General features: G+C 50.6%; 16 protein-coding genes. 4 read left to right on the top strand and 12 right to left on the bottom strand.

What is annotated here, in order from left to right; translation table 11 throughout:
• Positions 1 to 58 precede the first annotated feature (58 nt).
• Together AR688_RS00550 and AR688_RS00545 are read right to left on the bottom strand one after the other, a co-directional pair.
• Positions 59 to 2,752: a TonB-dependent receptor gene (locus AR688_RS00550; RefSeq protein WP_068227757.1), complete on the bottom strand. Its 2,694-nt coding sequence runs from the start codon at positions 2,750 to 2,752 to the stop codon at positions 59 to 61.
• Between the two features lie 233 nt (positions 2,753 to 2,985).
• Positions 2,986 to 3,378: a RidA family protein gene (locus tag AR688_RS00545; protein ID WP_068227754.1), complete on the bottom strand. Its 393-nt coding sequence runs from the start codon at positions 3,376 to 3,378 to the stop codon at positions 2,986 to 2,988.
• Positions 3,379 to 3,564: 186 nt separating this feature from the next.
• Between AR688_RS00545 and AR688_RS00540 the strand changes: the two genes are divergently transcribed.
• Positions 3,565 to 4,152 (top strand): TetR/AcrR family transcriptional regulator, encoded by a 588-nt coding sequence (locus AR688_RS00540; protein ID WP_068227750.1) that lies wholly within the window; start codon positions 3,565 to 3,567, stop codon positions 4,150 to 4,152.
• A gap of 72 nt (positions 4,153 to 4,224) precedes the next feature.
• Here the strand turns inward: AR688_RS00540 and AR688_RS00535 are convergent, their stop codons facing one another.
• The 3 genes from AR688_RS00535 to AR688_RS00525 form a co-directional block, all read right to left on the bottom strand.
• On the bottom strand, positions 4,225 to 4,695 hold the full coding sequence (locus AR688_RS00535; protein ID WP_068227747.1) for an FKBP-type peptidyl-prolyl cis-trans isomerase: 471 nt from the start codon (positions 4,693 to 4,695) through the stop codon (positions 4,225 to 4,227).
• Positions 4,696 to 4,922: 227 nt separating this feature from the next.
• On the bottom strand, positions 4,923 to 5,366 hold the full coding sequence (locus AR688_RS00530) for a hypothetical protein (RefSeq protein WP_068227744.1): 444 nt from the start codon (positions 5,364 to 5,366) through the stop codon (positions 4,923 to 4,925).
• Between the two features lie 150 nt (positions 5,367 to 5,516).
• Complete coding sequence (locus tag AR688_RS00525; RefSeq protein ID WP_068227741.1) at positions 5,517 to 6,134, bottom strand: hypothetical protein; 618 nt, start codon at positions 6,132 to 6,134, stop codon at positions 5,517 to 5,519.
• Between the two features lie 205 nt (positions 6,135 to 6,339).
• Here AR688_RS00525 and AR688_RS00520 point away from each other — a divergent pair, with 205 nt between their 5' ends.
• Positions 6,340 to 6,600 (top strand): DUF3297 family protein, encoded by a 261-nt coding sequence (locus tag AR688_RS00520; protein WP_068227738.1) that lies wholly within the window; start codon positions 6,340 to 6,342, stop codon positions 6,598 to 6,600.
• 125 nt (positions 6,601 to 6,725) lie between these two features.
• Here AR688_RS00520 and AR688_RS00515 read toward each other — a convergent pair whose 3' ends face one another.
• The 4 genes from AR688_RS00515 to AR688_RS00500 all read right to left on the bottom strand — a co-directional run bounded on the left by AR688_RS00515 (position 6,726) and on the right by AR688_RS00500 (position 12,950).
• Positions 6,726 to 9,794, bottom strand: coding sequence for a TonB-dependent receptor (locus AR688_RS00515; RefSeq protein ID WP_082694637.1), 3,069 nt, complete (start codon positions 9,792 to 9,794; stop codon positions 6,726 to 6,728).
• Between the two features lies 1 nt (position 9,795).
• Positions 9,796 to 10,848 carry a FecR family protein gene (locus tag AR688_RS00510; protein WP_068227735.1) on the bottom strand — a complete coding sequence of 351 codons (1,053 nt, stop codon included), beginning with the start codon at positions 10,846 to 10,848 and terminating at the stop codon, positions 9,796 to 9,798.
• A 30-nt stretch (positions 10,849 to 10,878) separates the two neighbouring features.
• Positions 10,879 to 11,385, bottom strand: a complete 507-nt coding sequence (locus AR688_RS00505; protein ID WP_068227732.1) for an RNA polymerase sigma factor — start codon at positions 11,383 to 11,385, stop codon at positions 10,879 to 10,881.
• Between the two features lie 131 nt (positions 11,386 to 11,516).
• Positions 11,517 to 12,950: a M14 family zinc carboxypeptidase gene (locus AR688_RS00500; RefSeq protein WP_068227727.1), complete on the bottom strand. Its 1,434-nt coding sequence runs from the start codon at positions 12,948 to 12,950 to the stop codon at positions 11,517 to 11,519.
• 226 nt (positions 12,951 to 13,176) lie between these two features.
• Between AR688_RS00500 and AR688_RS00495 the strand changes: the two genes are divergently transcribed.
• Positions 13,177 to 14,568 (top strand): Na+/H+ antiporter NhaC family protein, encoded by a 1,392-nt coding sequence (locus AR688_RS00495; RefSeq protein WP_068227721.1) that lies wholly within the window; start codon positions 13,177 to 13,179, stop codon positions 14,566 to 14,568.
• Positions 14,565 to 15,269, top strand: a complete 705-nt coding sequence (locus AR688_RS00490) for a M15 family metallopeptidase (RefSeq protein ID WP_068227718.1) — start codon at positions 14,565 to 14,567, stop codon at positions 15,267 to 15,269. The genes AR688_RS00495 and AR688_RS00490 overlap by 4 nt, the downstream gene beginning before the upstream one ends.
• 5 nt (positions 15,270 to 15,274) lie before the next feature.
• On the opposite strand, the gene AR688_RS00485 is transcribed toward AR688_RS00490, so the two are convergent.
• From AR688_RS00485 to AR688_RS00475, 3 genes are read right to left on the bottom strand one after another with little or no spacing between them, the layout of a single operon-like run.
• Positions 15,275 to 15,694 carry a hypothetical protein gene (locus AR688_RS00485; protein ID WP_068227716.1) on the bottom strand — a complete coding sequence of 140 codons (420 nt, stop codon included), beginning with the start codon at positions 15,692 to 15,694 and terminating at the stop codon, positions 15,275 to 15,277.
• Positions 15,687 to 17,015, bottom strand: a complete 1,329-nt coding sequence (locus tag AR688_RS00480; RefSeq protein ID WP_082694636.1) for a FliI/YscN family ATPase — start codon at positions 17,013 to 17,015, stop codon at positions 15,687 to 15,689. The genes AR688_RS00485 and AR688_RS00480 overlap by 8 nt, the downstream gene beginning before the upstream one ends.
• Entirely contained in the window at positions 17,002 to 17,637 is a 636-nt protein-coding gene (locus AR688_RS00475; RefSeq protein WP_068227715.1) for a FliH/SctL family protein, read from the bottom strand. The genes AR688_RS00480 and AR688_RS00475 overlap by 14 nt, the downstream gene beginning before the upstream one ends.
• Between the last annotated feature and the right edge of the window lies 1 nt (position 17,638).

The raw sequence follows: 17,638 nt of genomic DNA, 5'->3' as shown, positions 1-17,638 counted from the left end.
TGATTTTACCTGCTGCAAAAACAGCCCCGGCGCAGCTGAGCCGGGGCTATGCGCGACTTTAAAACTGCACAGTGATGCCAGCCATATAGGTACGGCCACTGTAAGTGGTGTTGTACGCTCTGTTGCTGGAGTCGCTGTACAACTCATCGCGTACATTGGTCAGGTTTATCGCTTCCAGGTTTAGCTTTATGTTGTCAGTTAAACGATAAAAGGCGGAGAAATCGACGTTGGTCGTGGCATGGTAGCCTCGCTCGTCATCGTCAATCGAACCGCTCTCTACCCCGGTGATGTAATCACTGCGATAAGCCGCAGCAATACGGGCGCCCCACTGCTCGGTTTCATAATATACAGTCAGGTTGTAGCTTTGTTTTGATAACCCCGGGAAGGCTTTAAACTGGTCTTCGCCTGAGTTTTCTACGTTGCGATATAAGGTATTAGCATCGGCCCAGGTGTAGTTTGCTATAACGCCCAGGTTATTAAACGGCGCTGGCAAAAAGTCGAGATCACGCTGTACAGCCAGCTCAAAACCCTTGATGGTTGAGGAGTCTGAGTTTTGCGGTGAAGACACATTAAAAATATCATCTACCGTTTTGCCCACCGGCAATAACGCGGCAGGTAAGCCCAATTCGCTGTAGACAATTTGCTGGGTTTCAGTAACGATAAAGTTGTCGATATCTTTATAAAACAGCGCTATTGACGCCAAACCAACATCTTCAAAATACCATTCCAGCGCCGTATCAAAGTTGGTTGACTCAAAAGGCTGCAGGTTCGGGTTACCGACAGAAATCTGGCCGATATCATTTTCACCCAACGAGGTCTGGCTGACATTGGCCGAAAACGCCATAGCGCCTAACGATGGCCGGGTCATATTTTTGCTGATGCCAGTGCGCCAGATCACATCGTCGATAAACTCATAGGCAATATTCAGGCTGGGCAGATAATCAGAGTAGTCCCGTACCAATTGCGTGGGCACGCCTTTGGATAAGCCTGCTGAGGTGATCTCAGTGTTAAAATAACGCACGCCCAGGTTCAACCGCAGTGGCGCACCGGCCACGTCGTACTCAGTGTCATACACTAAATAGGCGGCGCGGGTTTCTTCGGTTAAATCATAAGCCGAACTTTCTACCGTGTACTCGTCGGTTAAAGCAAAATCTGTCAGGCCGTAAAATGCCTGCAACGCCGCCATATCCCCCTGCAACCAGCTTTTATCCGGGTGGCCGCTAAACAGCTGCGCTTGCTCTGCTGTCAGTGTTAACACACCCTGATTTTGTGGTGTGTCGGGGTTAGTCGGAAAGTTTTGCGCTACCCGCTGAAAGCCGGTGTTGCTGAACTTTTTATAGTTAGCACCAAATTTTAAACTGGAGCTGTCTGTCAGGTAGTAATCAAAATCCAGCCTGGCGTTATCAAAGTCGGAGTAGATAAAATTCGATTGAAAGTACAAATCTTTTACCGTGTAACCTTCCACAGCAGTAACATCAAAATCCGGTGAATAGCTGTGGCCGTAAAACGCATCCTGGGTAAAGTCGGTAATAATATTGACGCTTTTTTTCGCTTCAATATTCAGCTTATTTACCCGTGGCTGCTCATAATCTGATGAGCTGTGGCCCAGCATGGCGCGCATTTTCAGCGCATCGCTCAGCGTCCAGTCGGCTGTCAGGCTAATTTGGTTAAACACCGATTCGTTATAGTCCTGACGGTTTTCATTACGCCAGGTAGCATTTTCATAATCGGCGTAAATCACCTCTTTATCACCGTTATTCTCACGCCACACCAGTTCATTCACCACGCTGTTATCTTTTACCGCGTGATGATGCTCAGACAGGGTGTTTTCCAGCTTGCCATGCATCAAATCCAGCACCAGGCTGAAATCCTGGCCGGGTTTATATTGCAGCGCTGCGGTAACACCAAGCCGCTTTTGCTCATTTTCCCACATTGAATAGCGATGGCCGCGCGGGAACCATAATTCCCCGGAATCCAGCTCGGCTTGTAATGCGGTATCGCTGGCATCGGCGGCGGTTTTGCCGCCTTCACGCCGCCAGCGCGTAGTGTTGGTGCCATATTCCATCGTTTCTCTGTCGCTGTAAGCTACCGATACCAGAGCGCCAAAGTCAGACCAGGTGTTTGACAATAACGCCGCAATCCGCGGATCGGTGCTGTCGGTGTTGCTGTTGGTACCCAGCTGGCCAGATACAGCAGCCTGAGCGCCGTCATAGTCAAAAGGTTTGGCAGTCCGTAGGTTTACAGTACCGGCAATGCCGCCTTCTTCCTGATCGGCCGAGTAAGATTTTTTCACATCAATCTGATTAAACAGCTCAGAGGCGAAAATATTAAAATCAAAAGCCCGGCTACGTGACACCCCGCCGCGCGCATCCATTGGCGATGACGACGTACCCAGCGCTTCCATGCCGTTTACCTGCACCCGGGTAAAATCCGGGCCCAGGCCGCGCAAAGAAATCTGCCGGCCTTCGCCACCTTCACGGGTAATGGTTACGCCAGGCACGCGCTGCAGTGAGTCGGCCAGGTTTAAATCCGGAAAGTCGGCAATGTCTTCAGCCACTATCGAATCCTGCGCTATCATCGCTTCGCGTTTTAAGTCTTTTGCTTTGATAATGGCGCTGCGAAAGCCCTTTACTTCAATCACTTCGGTTTCTGCTGCCGCTACAGATTGAGCCTGCAGAGGATTGCTGCATAAAGCCGGAATTGCAGCCAGTACAGCCAGGGCCAGATGGCTCTTGCAAAGATTCGTCTTCATAATGTGTCCGTTAATCCTGATTAGTTAAGCTAATTGGTGGAGTAAATCTGCCAGCGCAATTGCGCAGCAGTCCCCCTAAAGAGCAACAACCAGTGATTTTTGGACAGAAAAAAATATTAAGCTTTTTTGACAGCGGGTTTTAGCGCACTAATGGGCATTGAGGCAAATACAAAACCAGCGGGTACAAAAAAAACAGCCAACTAGTTGCTGGCTGTTTGAGGGTATAAGCTTTATCAGCCCGGAATTCGGGCTATCACCTTAATCTCAAAATCAAAACCCGATAACCAGGTGACCCCCACTGCGGTCCAATTTGGATAAGGCGGTGCGCCAAAAATCTTTTGTTTTACTTTCATAATGGTGCCGAATTGATGTTGTGGATCGGTATGAAAGGTGGTGACATCGACAATATCGTCAAAGCCGCAACCTGCTGCAGCCAAAGTGGCTTTAAGGTTCTCAAAGGCTAACTCAACCTGAAGTTCAAAATCTGCTTCAGGGCTGCCGTCTGCCCGACTGCCGACCTGGCCGGAAACAAACAGTAAATCGCCTGAGCGAATTGCTGCGGAATAACCATGCTCTTCATAAAGTGCATGTCTGTTGGCTGGGAAAATGGCTTCTCTTTTCGTCATGGTATGGCTCTCTTTGTGAAGGTTAGATTGGCAGTGCTGCTGATATCAGCTGTAGCGCTGCGCAATTTGGATAGTTTTAATGGTCCTGCATGTCGAATTGGTTTAACATACGAGGCGTATGTAGAATATATGGCATACGGCTCGTATGTCAAGTGGCATACATACCGTATGTGACAGGAGTATCGAATGAGTACCCGATTAACCAAGATGGCAGAAAACCGTGAAAAACTGATTGCCTCTGCAAGGCGCGCCTTTGCTCAGCACGGTTATGCTGCCGCCTCTATGGATAGTTTAACGGCTGAAGCCGGGCTAACCCGGGGCGCGCTGTATCATAACTTTGGCGACAAACGAGGTTTGTTAGCTGCTGTTGTCGATCAGATAGATTCTGAAATGGCGGCATATGCGAAATCTGTCGGAGCCAAAGCCGGCGATGCCTGGCTAGGTTTACTGGCTGAAGGTGCTGCCTATATAGAAAAGGCACTAGACCCGGAAGTGCAGCGCATTGTGTTGCTGGATGGCCCCTCAGTACTGGGTGACCCGTCGCAATGGCCAAGCCAGAATAAATGCCTGCAATCAACCAGAAACACTATTGAACAGTTGATTAAAGATGGCACTTTAAAGCCGGTAGATCCTGAAGCAGCCGCAATGCTGTTAAATGGCGCAGCGTTAAATGCTGCCCTCTGGATAGCGTCCAGTGCTAATCCTCAGGCTATGCTGCCAAAAACGCTGGAGGCATTTAATTTGCTGGCTTCAGGGTTTCTTGTGAAGGACTGATGTGAAGGCTTGATCAGTGAGAGCTGCGCATTGGGGGCCATGCATTGGGCCCGCCCCCGAGGCTTGCATTCTTTATTGGATCTCAAATAATTCCACATCAAAAATCAGTACAGAACCTGCCGGAATTTTGCCGGTGCTGCGGTCGCCGTAGCCCAGACCTGACGGAATATAAAAGCGAAATTTATCGCCAACTTTCATCAGCTGTAAACCTTCGGTCCAGCCGGGAATAACACGGTTTAGCGGGAAAGAAATAGTTTCGTCGCGCTCAACTGAAGAATCGAATACTGTGCCGTCAATCAGAGTGCCGTGGTAATGCACCCGCACTGTGCTGCTGGCCGTTGGCTGACTTTCACCGTTGCCGCTTTGTAACACTTCATATTGCAGGCCTGAAGCAGTAGTTTTTACGCCGTCTTTTTTACTGTTTTCAGCTAAAAATGCACTGCCTTTTTCATGGTTCAGCGCAGCGGATTTTTGGTTGTTGGCGTTGTTGTAGAAGTAATAAGCAATGCAAGCAAGAATAATGATAATCAAAGCAATTTTCATAGTGAACTCTGTTAGTTGAGTTAGGTAGCGGCTATCTTATGGTGCATAGTGGTTTTGGTCAAAGGTTGGTAGCAGACACAGGGCTACCAGCCCCATTTTCTTTGTTTCTTACCGCCGCACTTGAGCAGCCTGCCGACCTTGCCTACAGTGCACACAGGGTCAGGCTAATGTGATGGATCGCCTCCCATCCCGTCTTAGGATGCAGGTGACCTACATGCTCGGTGTATTTAAAATTGAGCCTTCTTTATAAATTGCTTTGTGAGAATAACGATATCAGGAATACACCCGCCATCTTCCGCATAGATCGAAATTTCATTTTCATCGGGATAAGGGGAATGTTCAGACTCAACTATCTTTACTCCTGCACCTTGAAATTTCTCTACATCCAGCGTGTACATATACCCATCACATGTATTCCCCCTTGTCGCAAAATGCCTGGCGACTTCAAAGCTGGTCGATGTAGAGATAAAACCCAAATTTTTCATTCCAGAATCTACTTGATGTGCTAATACTCCATTTTCTAACGATTCTCCCCATGTATAGCCAGCTCTAAAAGCAGCACCTTCTTGACCGAAGTCGACGCTACTACTGACTGTATTACCATAAGGTTTGAGAATTCCCTGATTAAGGGCATCAAGTTCGGCTGACACCCCTCTGTATAACTTTTTCATAAATAAAAGTGCCTCCAAATGCACATGTCATACACTTCTCAGGTTTGTAGCTCCCAATAACTATGGCTTTCACGGTACACCTCAAACAACAAGTTTAACGTAAAACAAAAATACTTCGCGTGTCGAATCAAACTCAAAGAAATTTTAAATTTATTTTCTTACCATTGTTCTCATAAAATTTGTAACGTCTTCAAACTCAGGAAACTCAGTGCTTTGCCGTCCCCAAGAGTCACCAACATCAACATACAACAGGTAAAGATAAAAGTGATATTTCTCGTAGAAATTGGTTAAATTGAAGTTTTTCGTACGTTCATATGATGCATGCCCTGCTAATTTGTTGCGGTGGACTCTGAAGTCTAAAGCAAATAATTCAGGAATAGGTAGCAACTGCTCGTAATGAGAAATATCGTTCTCATGACTTGGTGCCCTGCCTTGCTTAATACGGTCGATTCTTGCTTTGACTACCCTATAGGTATCTTCAGTAATTAAGCTATCTAAAAATTCAATTCGTTCAGGGCCCTTTTTATTAGTAATGTTTGAGTTTTCATAATCTCGAGCATGACATGCCAATAGAAATTCATATAAGTGATGGATAAAGTATGAATACGAGTTGTATGCGCGATACGACTTTTGTTTTTCATAGCCTGAAAGTATCAAACTTTCAGCTGACTTTCTAAATTGCTCAAATGCGTCTCGACATTTGAAGTACTCATGTTTAATTGCTATGCAGTGGTGATAGTCTTCGGCAGTACCCATTTCTATTTTCAAACGGTGGCCTCATAGTAAACTTGATGCTCATTCAACTGGCTCCTCCGTACTTTAATACAGGCTAACCCGCGAATATAAATAGTAGAAAACACTACGCCGTTTTTCTATGGCTGACAATACCTTACAGGTACATGTAGTTTTGCCTTGAGCACAATGCCTGCTTTGCCTACAATGGCGCATATTTTATTTACCATAGGCCGAAGCCATGAACGACACTGTAAAAAACGACACTGCACGCCCGGAGTTACCGGATCGCCTTTCAGTTAACCCGCGCAGCAAGCATTATGTGGCAGCAATTTTCGAGCATGACATTGGTATTAAGCTAAACGGCAAAGAGCGTTTTGATGTGGAAGAATATTGCATCAGCGAAGGTTGGGTGAAAGTGGCTGCTGCCAAAGCGCTGGACCGCCGTGGCCAGCCGCTGTTAATGACACTAAAAGGCACTGTTGAAGCGTTTTATCGGTAAGTTACACCGGTAAACCCGCGCGTTAACAGCTAACTTGCCGCTTTGCTTAAAAACCTGCGAAGCGGCTTTCTCTGCTAACACTAGCTTAGCCAACACTGGCTTAGTCAGCCGCAGCAAAACCTCCATTAAAACTCTGCCGTAACCCCCAACATATAAGTGCGGCCGCTATAGGTGCTGTTATAGGCTCTGTCGCTGGAATCGCTATACAACTCTTCGCGCAGATTAGTCAGGTTAAGCGCTTCAATATTCAGTTTTATATAGTCGTTTAAGCGGTAAAACGCTGAGAAATCGATATTAGTGCTGGCGTGATAACCGCGCTCGTCGTCATCAATAGAACCGCTTTCTACTGCGGCAATATAACGGCTGCGATAGACCGTAGTTAGCCGTGCGCCCCAGCGCGGGGTGTCGTAGTACAGCGCCAGGTTGTAGCTGTGTCTGGATAAACCGGCAAAAGCTTTAACTTGATCTTCGCCAGAGTTTTGCACATTACGGTACAGCGTATTACCGTCGGCCCAGGTGTAGTTGGCCGTTACGCCAAACTGATTAAACGGCGTCGGCAGAAAATCCAGATTACGCTGCAGTGCCAGTTCAACGCCTTTAATTGACGAGGGGCCGCCATTTTGCGGTGAGGATAAATTAAACACATCATCTACCGTTTTGCCCTCTGGCAATAAGGCGCCGGGCAAACCCAGTTCGCGGTAGATAACCGGCCGGGTTTCAATGGCAATAAAGTGCTCAATATCTTTATAAAACAGCGCGGCAGAAAACAGCCCGCCATCGGCAAAATACCATTCCAGCGCGGTATCCAGGTTGTTAGCGCTAAACGGCTTTAGCTGCGGGTTGCCGGTGTTGATTTGGCCAATATCGGTTTCGCCAAGCGAGGTTTGGGTGACATTGGTAAACAGCGCTAAATCACTTAATGATGGCCGGGTGATATTTTTACTCAGGCCTAAGCGCCATAGCATGTCGTCGGCAAATTCATAGGATATATCCAGCCCCGGCAGGTAACCACTGTAATGCCGCACAAAGTTGGCTGGCTCGGCGCTGGCCGGGCCGCTGTTAGCTAAACTCTGCGCCGGCGTTTGGCTGGCAAGCTGGGTATTAAAGTAGCGCAGGCCCAGGCTGGCCCGCAGCGGCGCACCGGCCACAGCAAATTCTTGCTGATATTGCAGGTAGCCAGCATTGGTTTGCTCAGTTAACCGGTACACCGAACTGGCAATGGTATCGGCTTCGGTTAAAGCAAAACCGCTCAGGCCATAAAACGCCTGCAAAGCGGCGATATCGCCTTGCAACCAGCGTTGGTCAGGGTGGCCGCTATAAAGCTGTACTTGTTTAGCATTCAGACTAACCATGCCCTGATTTAACGGCGTAGCACTACTGTGCGGAAAGCCGCTGGCCTCTTGCTGAAAACCAGAATTGTTAAAGGTTTTATGGTGCAAACCAAAGGTTAGTACGCTGCTGTCGCTAAGCTGCCAGGTAAAATCCAGCCTGGCATTGTCAAAGTCGGAATAGGTAAAGTTAGACTGAAAAAATAGATCCCTTACGGTGTAGCCCGCCGGTGCCGTAACATCAAAGTTGTTGGAATAGCTGCGGCCATAAAAGGTATCCCGGCTAAAATCAGTAACGATATCGGCTTGTTGTTTTGCCTCAATATTCAGCTTGCTTAGCAGCGGCTGGCGGTAGTCGGATGAACTGTGGCCCAACATAGCGCGCAGTTGCAGATTGTGGCTAAGTGCCCAATCGGCGCTCAGGCTGATTTGGCTAAACACCGACTCGTTATAGTCTTGCCGGTTTTCATTGCGCCAGCTGGCATTTTTATAGCGGGCATACAGCACTTCTTTATCACCTGTGCCATCACCGTTGCTGTCGCGCCAAATTAAATCCTGCACCAGATTATTATCTTTTACCGCATGGTGATGCTCAGACAGCTGGTTTTGCAGCTTGCCGTGCATTACATCCAATAACAGATTTAACTGCGCCACGGGCTGATACTGTAACGCTGCCGTTATACCTAAGCGCTGTTGCTGATTTTCCCACACCGACAAGCGCTGACCGCGTGGAAACCATAAGTCGCCGGAATCTAACAGGCTTTGTAAGGCGCTATTGTTGGGATCTGCCGCCTGTTTGCCGCTTTCCCGGCGCCAGCGCGTGGTGTTGCTGCCGTATTCGTTAGTGGCACGGCTGCTGTAAGTAAGCGAAATAAGGGCGCCAAGATCAGACCAGCGCTTTGATACCAGCGCAGAAAAACGCGGATCAGCTCGGCTTAAATTGCTATTGGCGTTGCTGTTGCTGCCAAGCTGGGCAGAAATACTGGCTTTGTGGGCGGCATAATCAAAAGGTTTGGCGGTGCGCAAATTTACCGTACCGGCAATGCCGCCTTCTTCTTGCTCAGCAGAGTAGGATTTTTTTACATCAATCTGGTTAAACAGCTCGGCAGCAAAAATGTTGAAGTCAAAGGCGCGGCTACGCGACAGAGCGCCGCGCGCATCCATTGGTGACGATGAGGTGCCCAGTGTTTCCATACCGTTTACCTGCACCCGGGTAAAATCAGGGCCTAAACCGCGCAGTGAAATCTGCCGGCCTTCGCCCCACTCGCGGGTAATACTAATGCCCGGCACCCGCGATATGGCATTGGCGACATTCAGTGCCGGGAAGTCGGTAATGTCTTCTGCTACCAGCGAGTCTTGCGCAATCATCGCCTGCCGCTTTAGGGTTTCAGCTATGGGCAACAGCGTGGTGGCGCTGTTATGCCGATGCACGCCACCATTAGCCCGCACGGCTATAACTTCCATCGCCGGTGCGCTAGCTGTGGGTTTAGCTGCCGGGGCAGCAGGCGTTGCAGCTGGCACTTTAGCTTCAGCTTTAATTAACCAGCCTGAGCCTCGGGGTATGGCCTCCAGCGGCTGCTGTGCCAGCAGTTGCTGTAATACTTCGTCAGCGGTAAAGTCCCCCGCCACTGCGGGCGCCTGTAGGCCGGCAAGTTGGGCCGGGTTATACAATAAGGGTTTATTTACCTGGCGGGCAAATTGCAATAATGCCGCCGACAGCGGTTGCGCTGGCAGAGCATAACGCTGGCGATCAGCCGCCTTTTGCTGCGGTTCAGGATTATGCTGCGCTGCGGGCCACACAGCAGGGCTAAATAACAGTAACAACACCAGATAAAACACAGGCTGCACTGGCACAAGCCCGGCCATGCTACTGCAGTGACGGGTGCGGCGACCGGCTTAACCGGATACCGCTGCTGTGTTGTTGCAACGTCAGGCCATAGGCTTCTGTTAATGCCTGTAACGTCTGCTGCGTATTGGCCAGCTCAAAGCGACCGGCCACTCTTAAGCCCGCGACTTCAGCACTGGCACTCACAGGTACATCAGTTGAACGGTTTAACCGGTGCAGCAAATAGGCTAAGGGTTCGTTTTCAATTTCTATCCAGCCCGAGCGCCAGTCAACCAATTGCTGCAGGTCGACTTTTTCTACCTTTGATAACTTATTCTGCCTGATGCGCACCCGCTCACCGGCTTTAAGCAGCTGCCGTGGGCCGGTGGCAGTGGCCTGTACCTGCACTGCCCCTTCGTACACCGTGATATCTATCAGATCCGGGTCACGGTCGATATTAAATTCCGTGCCTACCGCTACCACCGTAGCTTGATCCAGCCGTACTTCAAATGGCCGTTGTTTATCTTTGGCTACGGCAAAATAGGCAGCGCCCAGCCCCTGCACTACCTGGCGTTTATCTGCGCTAAAAAGCACCGTTAGCTGGCTGGCGGCGGCCATATCTACCACCGAGCCATCGCCCAGCGTCTGGTGCATAGTGCTGGCCTGCGCTGTTTTTAATTCATAAGGCGCAGCGGTATGAAACAAGCTGCCATGGCCCAGATACAGCGCCACTGCCAGCACAGCGCTGCATGCGACTGCAGTTAAAGACAGCGCCCGGGGAAATATAGCTGCGCCGGTTAAATGAGAGCGCGATAATGCAAGCCGCCAGCGTTTTAGCGGATGTGGCTGATAGGCGGCCAATGCTTTGGTTAACGCCGGATCCTGCCAGGTTTGCAGCATCGACAATAACAGCTCGCGGTGGCGCGGATCGGCATCCAGCCAATGGCTAAACCGCCTTTTGCTCAGGTTATCCAGCTCACCGGCGGCGAGCTTTTCTACCCAGGCTGCGGCCTGTAAATACAGATCCTGTTCTGTTTGTTCTGCTGTACTCAAGGTGCTGTACTCAAAATCCTGTAATAAAAAGAGGGTATTCACTTAACGGGTTTTATTTACCCAGCGCTAATGTTACACCGCGCGCTGCCGATCGATTTGACGCTGAATATCTGCCAGAGCGCGGCTGACATGCTTAGATACCGCTTCTTCACTGATTTGCAGTAAAGCAGCAATACAGCTGCGGCTTTTGCCCTCCATGCGGTACAACACAAATACCTGACGCCGTAACGCAGGCATAGCTTCCAGCGCCTGACTAAACAGAGTAACCGTTTGCTGCAAACTGGCCATTTCTTCCGGGTTGGCGCTTTGGCAGGCCAGCTCGTCTGGTTGTTCTGCCGGTAGCGGTTTTAGCCGCATCAGCATATGGCGGGCCACGGTAAAGGCATAAGCCAGCGGATTAAGCACAGGCTTTTGCCTGGCCTGCTCCAGCACTCTGGCGATAGACTCCTGAAAAATATCGGCTGCATCGGCACTACTGGCATTTTTTTCCAGATAACGTGCCAGTGGCGCGGCATTTTTCAGTGCCTGATGCAGCTCTGGCTCTGACTGATTTACGCCAGACACTGATTTACTAAACATAATGCCCTGCCCTGTTATTGCATCGCTGCACCATAGCGCACAATACCGCACAGATATGACACTATGTTGACAACGATGTCAGCGGGGCAAGGCAACAGCTTGCCGGCTAGCTTGCGCCAGCCGGCTTAGCACTATTTGTTAAGATCCAGCAGTGTAGCGTTGTTAAGATCCAGCAACTGGCCGTTTAACAGCGCCAGCTGCACGCCTTTGTCATTGCGCAGTAAAAAAGTGGCCAAACGGTGGCGCTGTGGCGTTGTTGTAGCCAAACCTTTGGGGTTTATCACCACCGGGAAATCTGAGTTATTGCTTAGCAATGCAGCATCACCGCTAAAATGGCTGTAACCCTGGCGCAGCAGTGCAATATAGCCGGCGTTATCCAGCGTTAAGGCTTGGCTAAGCGCATAGGCTTTGGGCGCCTGATACTGCAGGCCGCTGGCGTCAAACTGCTGGTAACCAGCATAAATAGATAAATCGCCAATATCCCGCACCCTGCCCTGACCGCCGCTGGTATCCAGCTCTAACGCCAGATCGACCTGAGCCTTGTTGCCGTTAACACTGATACCCAGGTTATTAATCAACACATCTTTAATGCCGCCATCGCGGTTAAACGGAATAGCCTGATACGCACTTAGTGGCTGTTGCTGATAAGCGCCGCTGCCGATACTTTCAATGCTCATTACCAGCAACTGGGCATTAAGTTTGCGTGCTACCTGACGGTTGTCATCGCGCGGGTGGCCACCCGATTCAATCAGCACGGTGCTGATGCCCATACCGGCAAAGGTGTCGCCAAAGGAGCGCCATGAAAAAGTGTCGTTGTATTTCGCCAGATAGCCCGGCAGCTCACTCTCCAGCAAATCCCGCATATCGCCAATTAGTTGCATGGCTTTTTTACGGGCGTCGTCGATGTCTTTTGCTTCGTTAAACGCCGGCGCCAGCAACGAGATAGTCGCTTGTTTGTTAGTGTCGCCTACGGCATAAAAGCGGTTTTGGTCATGCAGGTTAAGGCCAAAATCCGGTTTAAACTCTTTGGCGGCCTGCATTAGCAAACGGCCTTCCGGGCTTTGTAACGCTTTGGCGTCGCGGTTAATATCGATGCCCATGCTGTTAAAGCGTGAACCGGCAGCGGCACCATCGGGGTTTACCATCGGTATTAAGCGGATACTCACTTTACTTAACCAGGTGTCACGCCAGCTTTTTTGCCGCTCTGCAGCAATAAAATTCAGTAAATCCATCAGCGCCGCAGTAGCGGTAGACTCATTGCCGTGCATTTGTGACCAGGCCAGAATTTTTACCGGCCCGCTGCCAATGTCTATTTGCCAGATTGGTGTACCCAGTGCCGACTGCCCCAACTGCGTAAAACGAAATAACGGGTTTTGCTGGTGCTGCATCAGCAGCGGCGCAATGTCGTCATACACTAGTTGCGGTTTATCCAAAGCGCTTTGTTTAATCTCGTTATACTGCGTTGGGGATAAACTATTCATCGTCATTGCCTGTACCGCCATGGTTAAACTAAATACGCTGACCAAAAACCCACTGGCCAAAAGTTTACGAAGAGCACTTTGCATGTTACACCTCTGCTTAACTGCCTGAGCCTGCTAGCATGGCGTAGTTCTGTTAACAAATGCAAGTTAATCACAAACCAGCAAACCGGTGAATAGCACCTACTGTCGCAATCGGCTGCAATGGCCGCTTTATCGCAAAAGCCACGGCAAAGCTTGCGACACTGTGGCACAACCGGTATAAATTATTCAGCAGCACAGCAAAACACAATAATAATAACAGGAGGCCATTTTGGCTGATTGGTTAACCTTAGTTCCGGCGCTGGTCGCCATTGTCATTGTACTGTGGCGTAAAGAAGTGATACTGGCCCTGCTGCTATCGTTATGCAGCGCTGAGTTACTGATTTTTTTGCAGGCCGGCCAGGGCGCCGGGCCGGGCCTGTTGCTGGATGGCAGCATTCAAACGCTGGAGCGCATTGTTGCGGTAACCAAAGACAGCGATAACGCCCGTATTTTGATGTTTTCGTTGCTGGTAGGCGGCCTGCTGGCCTATATGCGAGACTCTGGCGGGGTGTCGGCCACGGTAAAAATGCTGGTCGAAAAAGGCGTGGCGAAAACCCCGCGGCAGGCAGGCTTACTCACCTTTTTTATCAGCTCAGTGACCTTTATCGAATCTAACCTTAGCTCACTTACCGCCGGTATCAGCTCACGCGGCTTATTCGACAAGTTTAAAATGAGCCGTGCCCGGTTGGCCTATATTATCGACAGTACCAGCGCACCCATTTGCATTATTATTCTGCTTAACGGCTGGGGCGCTTATATTCTGGGCCTGCTTAGCAACTATTCACTGGGCGATAACGCTGTAAGTGTGCTAATTGGCACTATACCGCTGAATTTTTATGCGCTGTTTACCTTAACGGTAGTGCTGTACACCATTATTACCGGCAAGGTTTATGGACCGATGCGTAAGTCAGAGCAAGAATTGCATACGCTGTCAGCCCATACCGAAATTGATATTAAACCCAGCCACCCGTCTTTTATGCTGGTGCCATTACTCACGCTGGTCGCCTCAATGCTGGGCTTTATGCTGATGACCGGCAATGGCAGATTGGTGTCGGGTTCGGGCTCGCAATCGGTGCTGTATGCCACCACACTGGCGTGTTTAGTAGCGTATTGCATGATGCTGTTTAGCAAACGCTTTAAACATCAGCAACTGGTCGATATCGGCTTTAAAGGTATGAGCGAACTGCTGCCACTGGTAACCATAGTGCTGTTATCGCTGGCGCTGGGCAGTAGTTTAAAACTACTGGGCACCGGTACTTTTATTGCTTCTATCGTTAATGACAGCCTGCCGCTGGTGCTGATCCCGGCGTTATTATTCCTTTCCGGGGCACTAATTTCGTTTACCACCGGCACCAGTTGGGGCACCTTTGCTATTTTGATCCCCATCGGCATGCCGATGGTAGAACTGCTCGGTTTGCCGCCGTCTTTGGTGCTGGCAGCGATACTCAGCGGTGGGGTGTTTGGCGATCACTGCTCGCCGATATCCGACAGCACAGCGGTAAGTTCAGTCGCCTCGGGCTGTGATTTACTCGAACACGTTAAAACCCAACTGCCCTATGCATTGTTTTGCGGTGTGCTGGCGCTGCTGGCGTTCTTACTAGCCGGAGTGCTGATGATATGAAAACACTGACACTAACGGCATTACTGCTCACCGGTTGCGCAGCAGTTACGCAGACTGCAACAGTGGCTACACCGCCACCAGCTGAGATACCGGCTGACTTTATCGATATCGCCACTTTAGTGCCGCAGGCGCAGGTACGCATGGCCTACCTTGGTACAGAGAATTTTGTTGGCAGTAAAGTAGACGGTTACCAGGCTAACAAATGCTATTTGCAACAAAATGCGGCTCAGGCGCTGGTGCAGGTGCAGCAAGCCGCTGCAGCCCAAGGTTATACGCTGTGGATATTTGACTGCTACCGGCCACAACGGGCGGTAAACCATTTTATGCGCTGGGCCAGCGATTTAAGCGATACCCGCACCAAAGCACAGTACTATCCGAATCTGGGCAAAGATAAACTGGTGGGTGAATATATTGCCGAAAAATCCGGCCACAGCCGTGGCAGCACGATAGATTTAACACTGGCGGCGAAAGATAACAGCGGCAACTGGCGGCCGCTGGATATGGGCTCAGCGTTTGATATGTTTGATCCGGTATCCAATGTTGGTGCGCCCGGCATTACAGCCGCACAACAAGCCAACCGGCAGCTGCTGGAAAACCTGATGCACGACGCCGGTTTTAAGGTATACAGCATGGAATGGTGGCACTTTACCCACCAGCCACCGGTATATACCGAGCAATATTTTGATTTTATTGTGAAATAGTCAGCTCAGCCGGTTACGCGCTGGCGCAGATACATTTGCATTGCCAGTTCGTCCTGCTGTTTTTGTTCGCGCCGCTGCTGTTGCAATACCTGGCGCTGGCGGCGTTTTTCCAACACCTGCTCTATGGCCAGGTTGTAAGCTGCCTGCTTGCTGCAGGCCTGCTGTTGCATGGTCACTTCCTGCTGCGCCAAATCGCTGCGGTGCTGCTGTTGCTGTGCCATGTCCTGCATAATGACTTTTAAGCCAGACAAGTTTTGCAGGCTAAGGCTGCATACCATCTGGCGGCTGGTTTCCATACTATCGATATGTTGTGCCAGCAGGCTGCTGCGCTGTTGTTCGTGCTCGGCCTGACGCTGCAACTGGCTGTGCCGGCTGCGCATGACATCGAAGTTGTCCTGTTGCGTTTGCAGATATTTTTTAAGCATGCTGCGCCACCAAAGTTGCCAGTTGTTGTTCGGTTTGGCTGAAATCGACCTGTTCATTTAAGCCCTGACAGAGGAACTGCTCTATCTTCGGGTACAGTGCCACGGCGCGATCCAGCTCGCTGTCTTTACCAGCCTGATAAGCCCCCAGCGGGATCAGCTCCTGCACCTGCTGATAACGGCTATATAAACGTTTTAAGCTGTAACAGCTTTTCAGCTGCTGCTCGGAAACAATATTCGGCATTACCCGGCTGATGGAAGCGCCAATATCTATCGCCGGATAATGGCCGCGCTCGGCCAGTTCGCGGCTTAATACCACATGACCATCCAGAATAGCGCGGGCAGAATCGGCTATCGGGTCTTGCTGATCGTCGCCTTCGGCCAGCACGGTGTAAATGGCTGTCATGCTACCACTGCTATCGCTGCTGTTACCGGCGCGCTCGACCAACTGAGTGAGTTTGCTAAACACCGACGGCGGATAACCCCGGGTAGCTGGCGGCTCACCAACTGACAACGCAATTTCGCGCTGTGCCTGGGCGTAACGGGTTAACGAATCAACCAGTAACAGTACATGCAAACCCTGATCGCGAAACCAGGCCGCTAAGCGGTGCGCCAGCTCGGCACTGCGCATCCGCAGCAACGGCGACTGATCGGCCGGTGCTGCCACCACGATGGCTTTTTTCATACCATCCGGGCCGAGGCTATGTTCAATAAAGTCTTTTACTTCCCAGCCGCGTTCGCCCACTAAGCCAACGATCACCACATCGGCACTGGTAAAGCGTGTCATCATGCCAAGCAATTTACTTTTACCCACGCCAGAGCCGGCAAATAAGCCCAGCCGCTGGCCCTGGCCAACAGTAAATAAGCCATTAATAGCTTTTATGCCGACATCCAGCGGCGTACTGACGCCCTTTTTCTGCATTGGGTTTACCGCCGCCAACTGGCTGCTGATATGCTCACCTTTGGTTAAGGCCGGGCCGCCGTCCAGCGGTTGCATCAGGCCATCAACTACCCGCCCCAGCAGTGCCCGGCTTACGATAAGCGCACCGGCACTTAGCAGCGGCTTTACTCTGGCGCCGGTTGTCAGCGCACTGGCATTGGTAAGTGGCATTAAAAACGCCTGCTCGCGGTCAAAACCTACCACTTCAGCTTCAACCCACTGGCCGTCCTGCATTTCTACCTGATAACGTTGCCCTAATGTGTACTGGCCACCGGCTACGGTAAGCACCATGCCATTTACCCTTACCAGAGTACCAAAGCTCTGATATAAGGCACCGGCATCTAACTGACCGCCTGCCTGTTGCAAGCGGTCAAGCAGGTTCATTGATGCTCTCCAGTTGCTGTTTTAACTGCGGCAGCATTTGCGCCAGACGCTGGCGAAAGTCGAGTAGATGTAACTGAGATAAACCGACAAATTCAGCGCTACCTGCCACCAGCCGGGCATCGGGTTGTAGCTTTATATTGCCAAGGGCGGCAATGTCCATCTGCTGCCACAGCGCAAAGTCTGTCGGGGACAGCCGGATAGTGTCGATCTGTTCGTTTACCTGCAATAAGGCTAATACGCTGGCGATAGCCTGCTGCAAATGTGCCGGCTGCAGGCTAAGTTCAGCCTCCAGCGTTAATGTCGCCAGTTTGCTAACCAGTTCAAATATGGCCTGTGCCAGTTGTTTTTCCTGTTGCTGCTGTTGTTGCTGCAATTGCTGTTGTAGCTGCTGCAATTGTTGCTCAAACTGCTGCCGCAGTTGCTGTATCGCTTGTTGCTGGCGGGCATCAGCCTGTTGCAGCGCCTGTTGCTCGGCCTGCTGTTGTGCCTGCAACCGCCCTTGCTCTGCGCCCTGTAGCCGGCCTTCCTGCACGCCGCGCTCATAAGCTTGTTGCAGTTGCTGCTCCGGGCTTTGTCGGCTCAGGTCGCGCTGTACACCGGGGAAACGATACAGATCTGCCATA

Source organism: Rheinheimera sp. EpRS3 (genome assembly GCF_001513785.1).
Lineage (GTDB): Bacteria > Pseudomonadota > Gammaproteobacteria > Enterobacterales > Alteromonadaceae > Alishewanella.
Note: the sequence above shows the minus strand (reverse complement) of the source record. Positions and strands in the feature narration are given on the sequence as shown.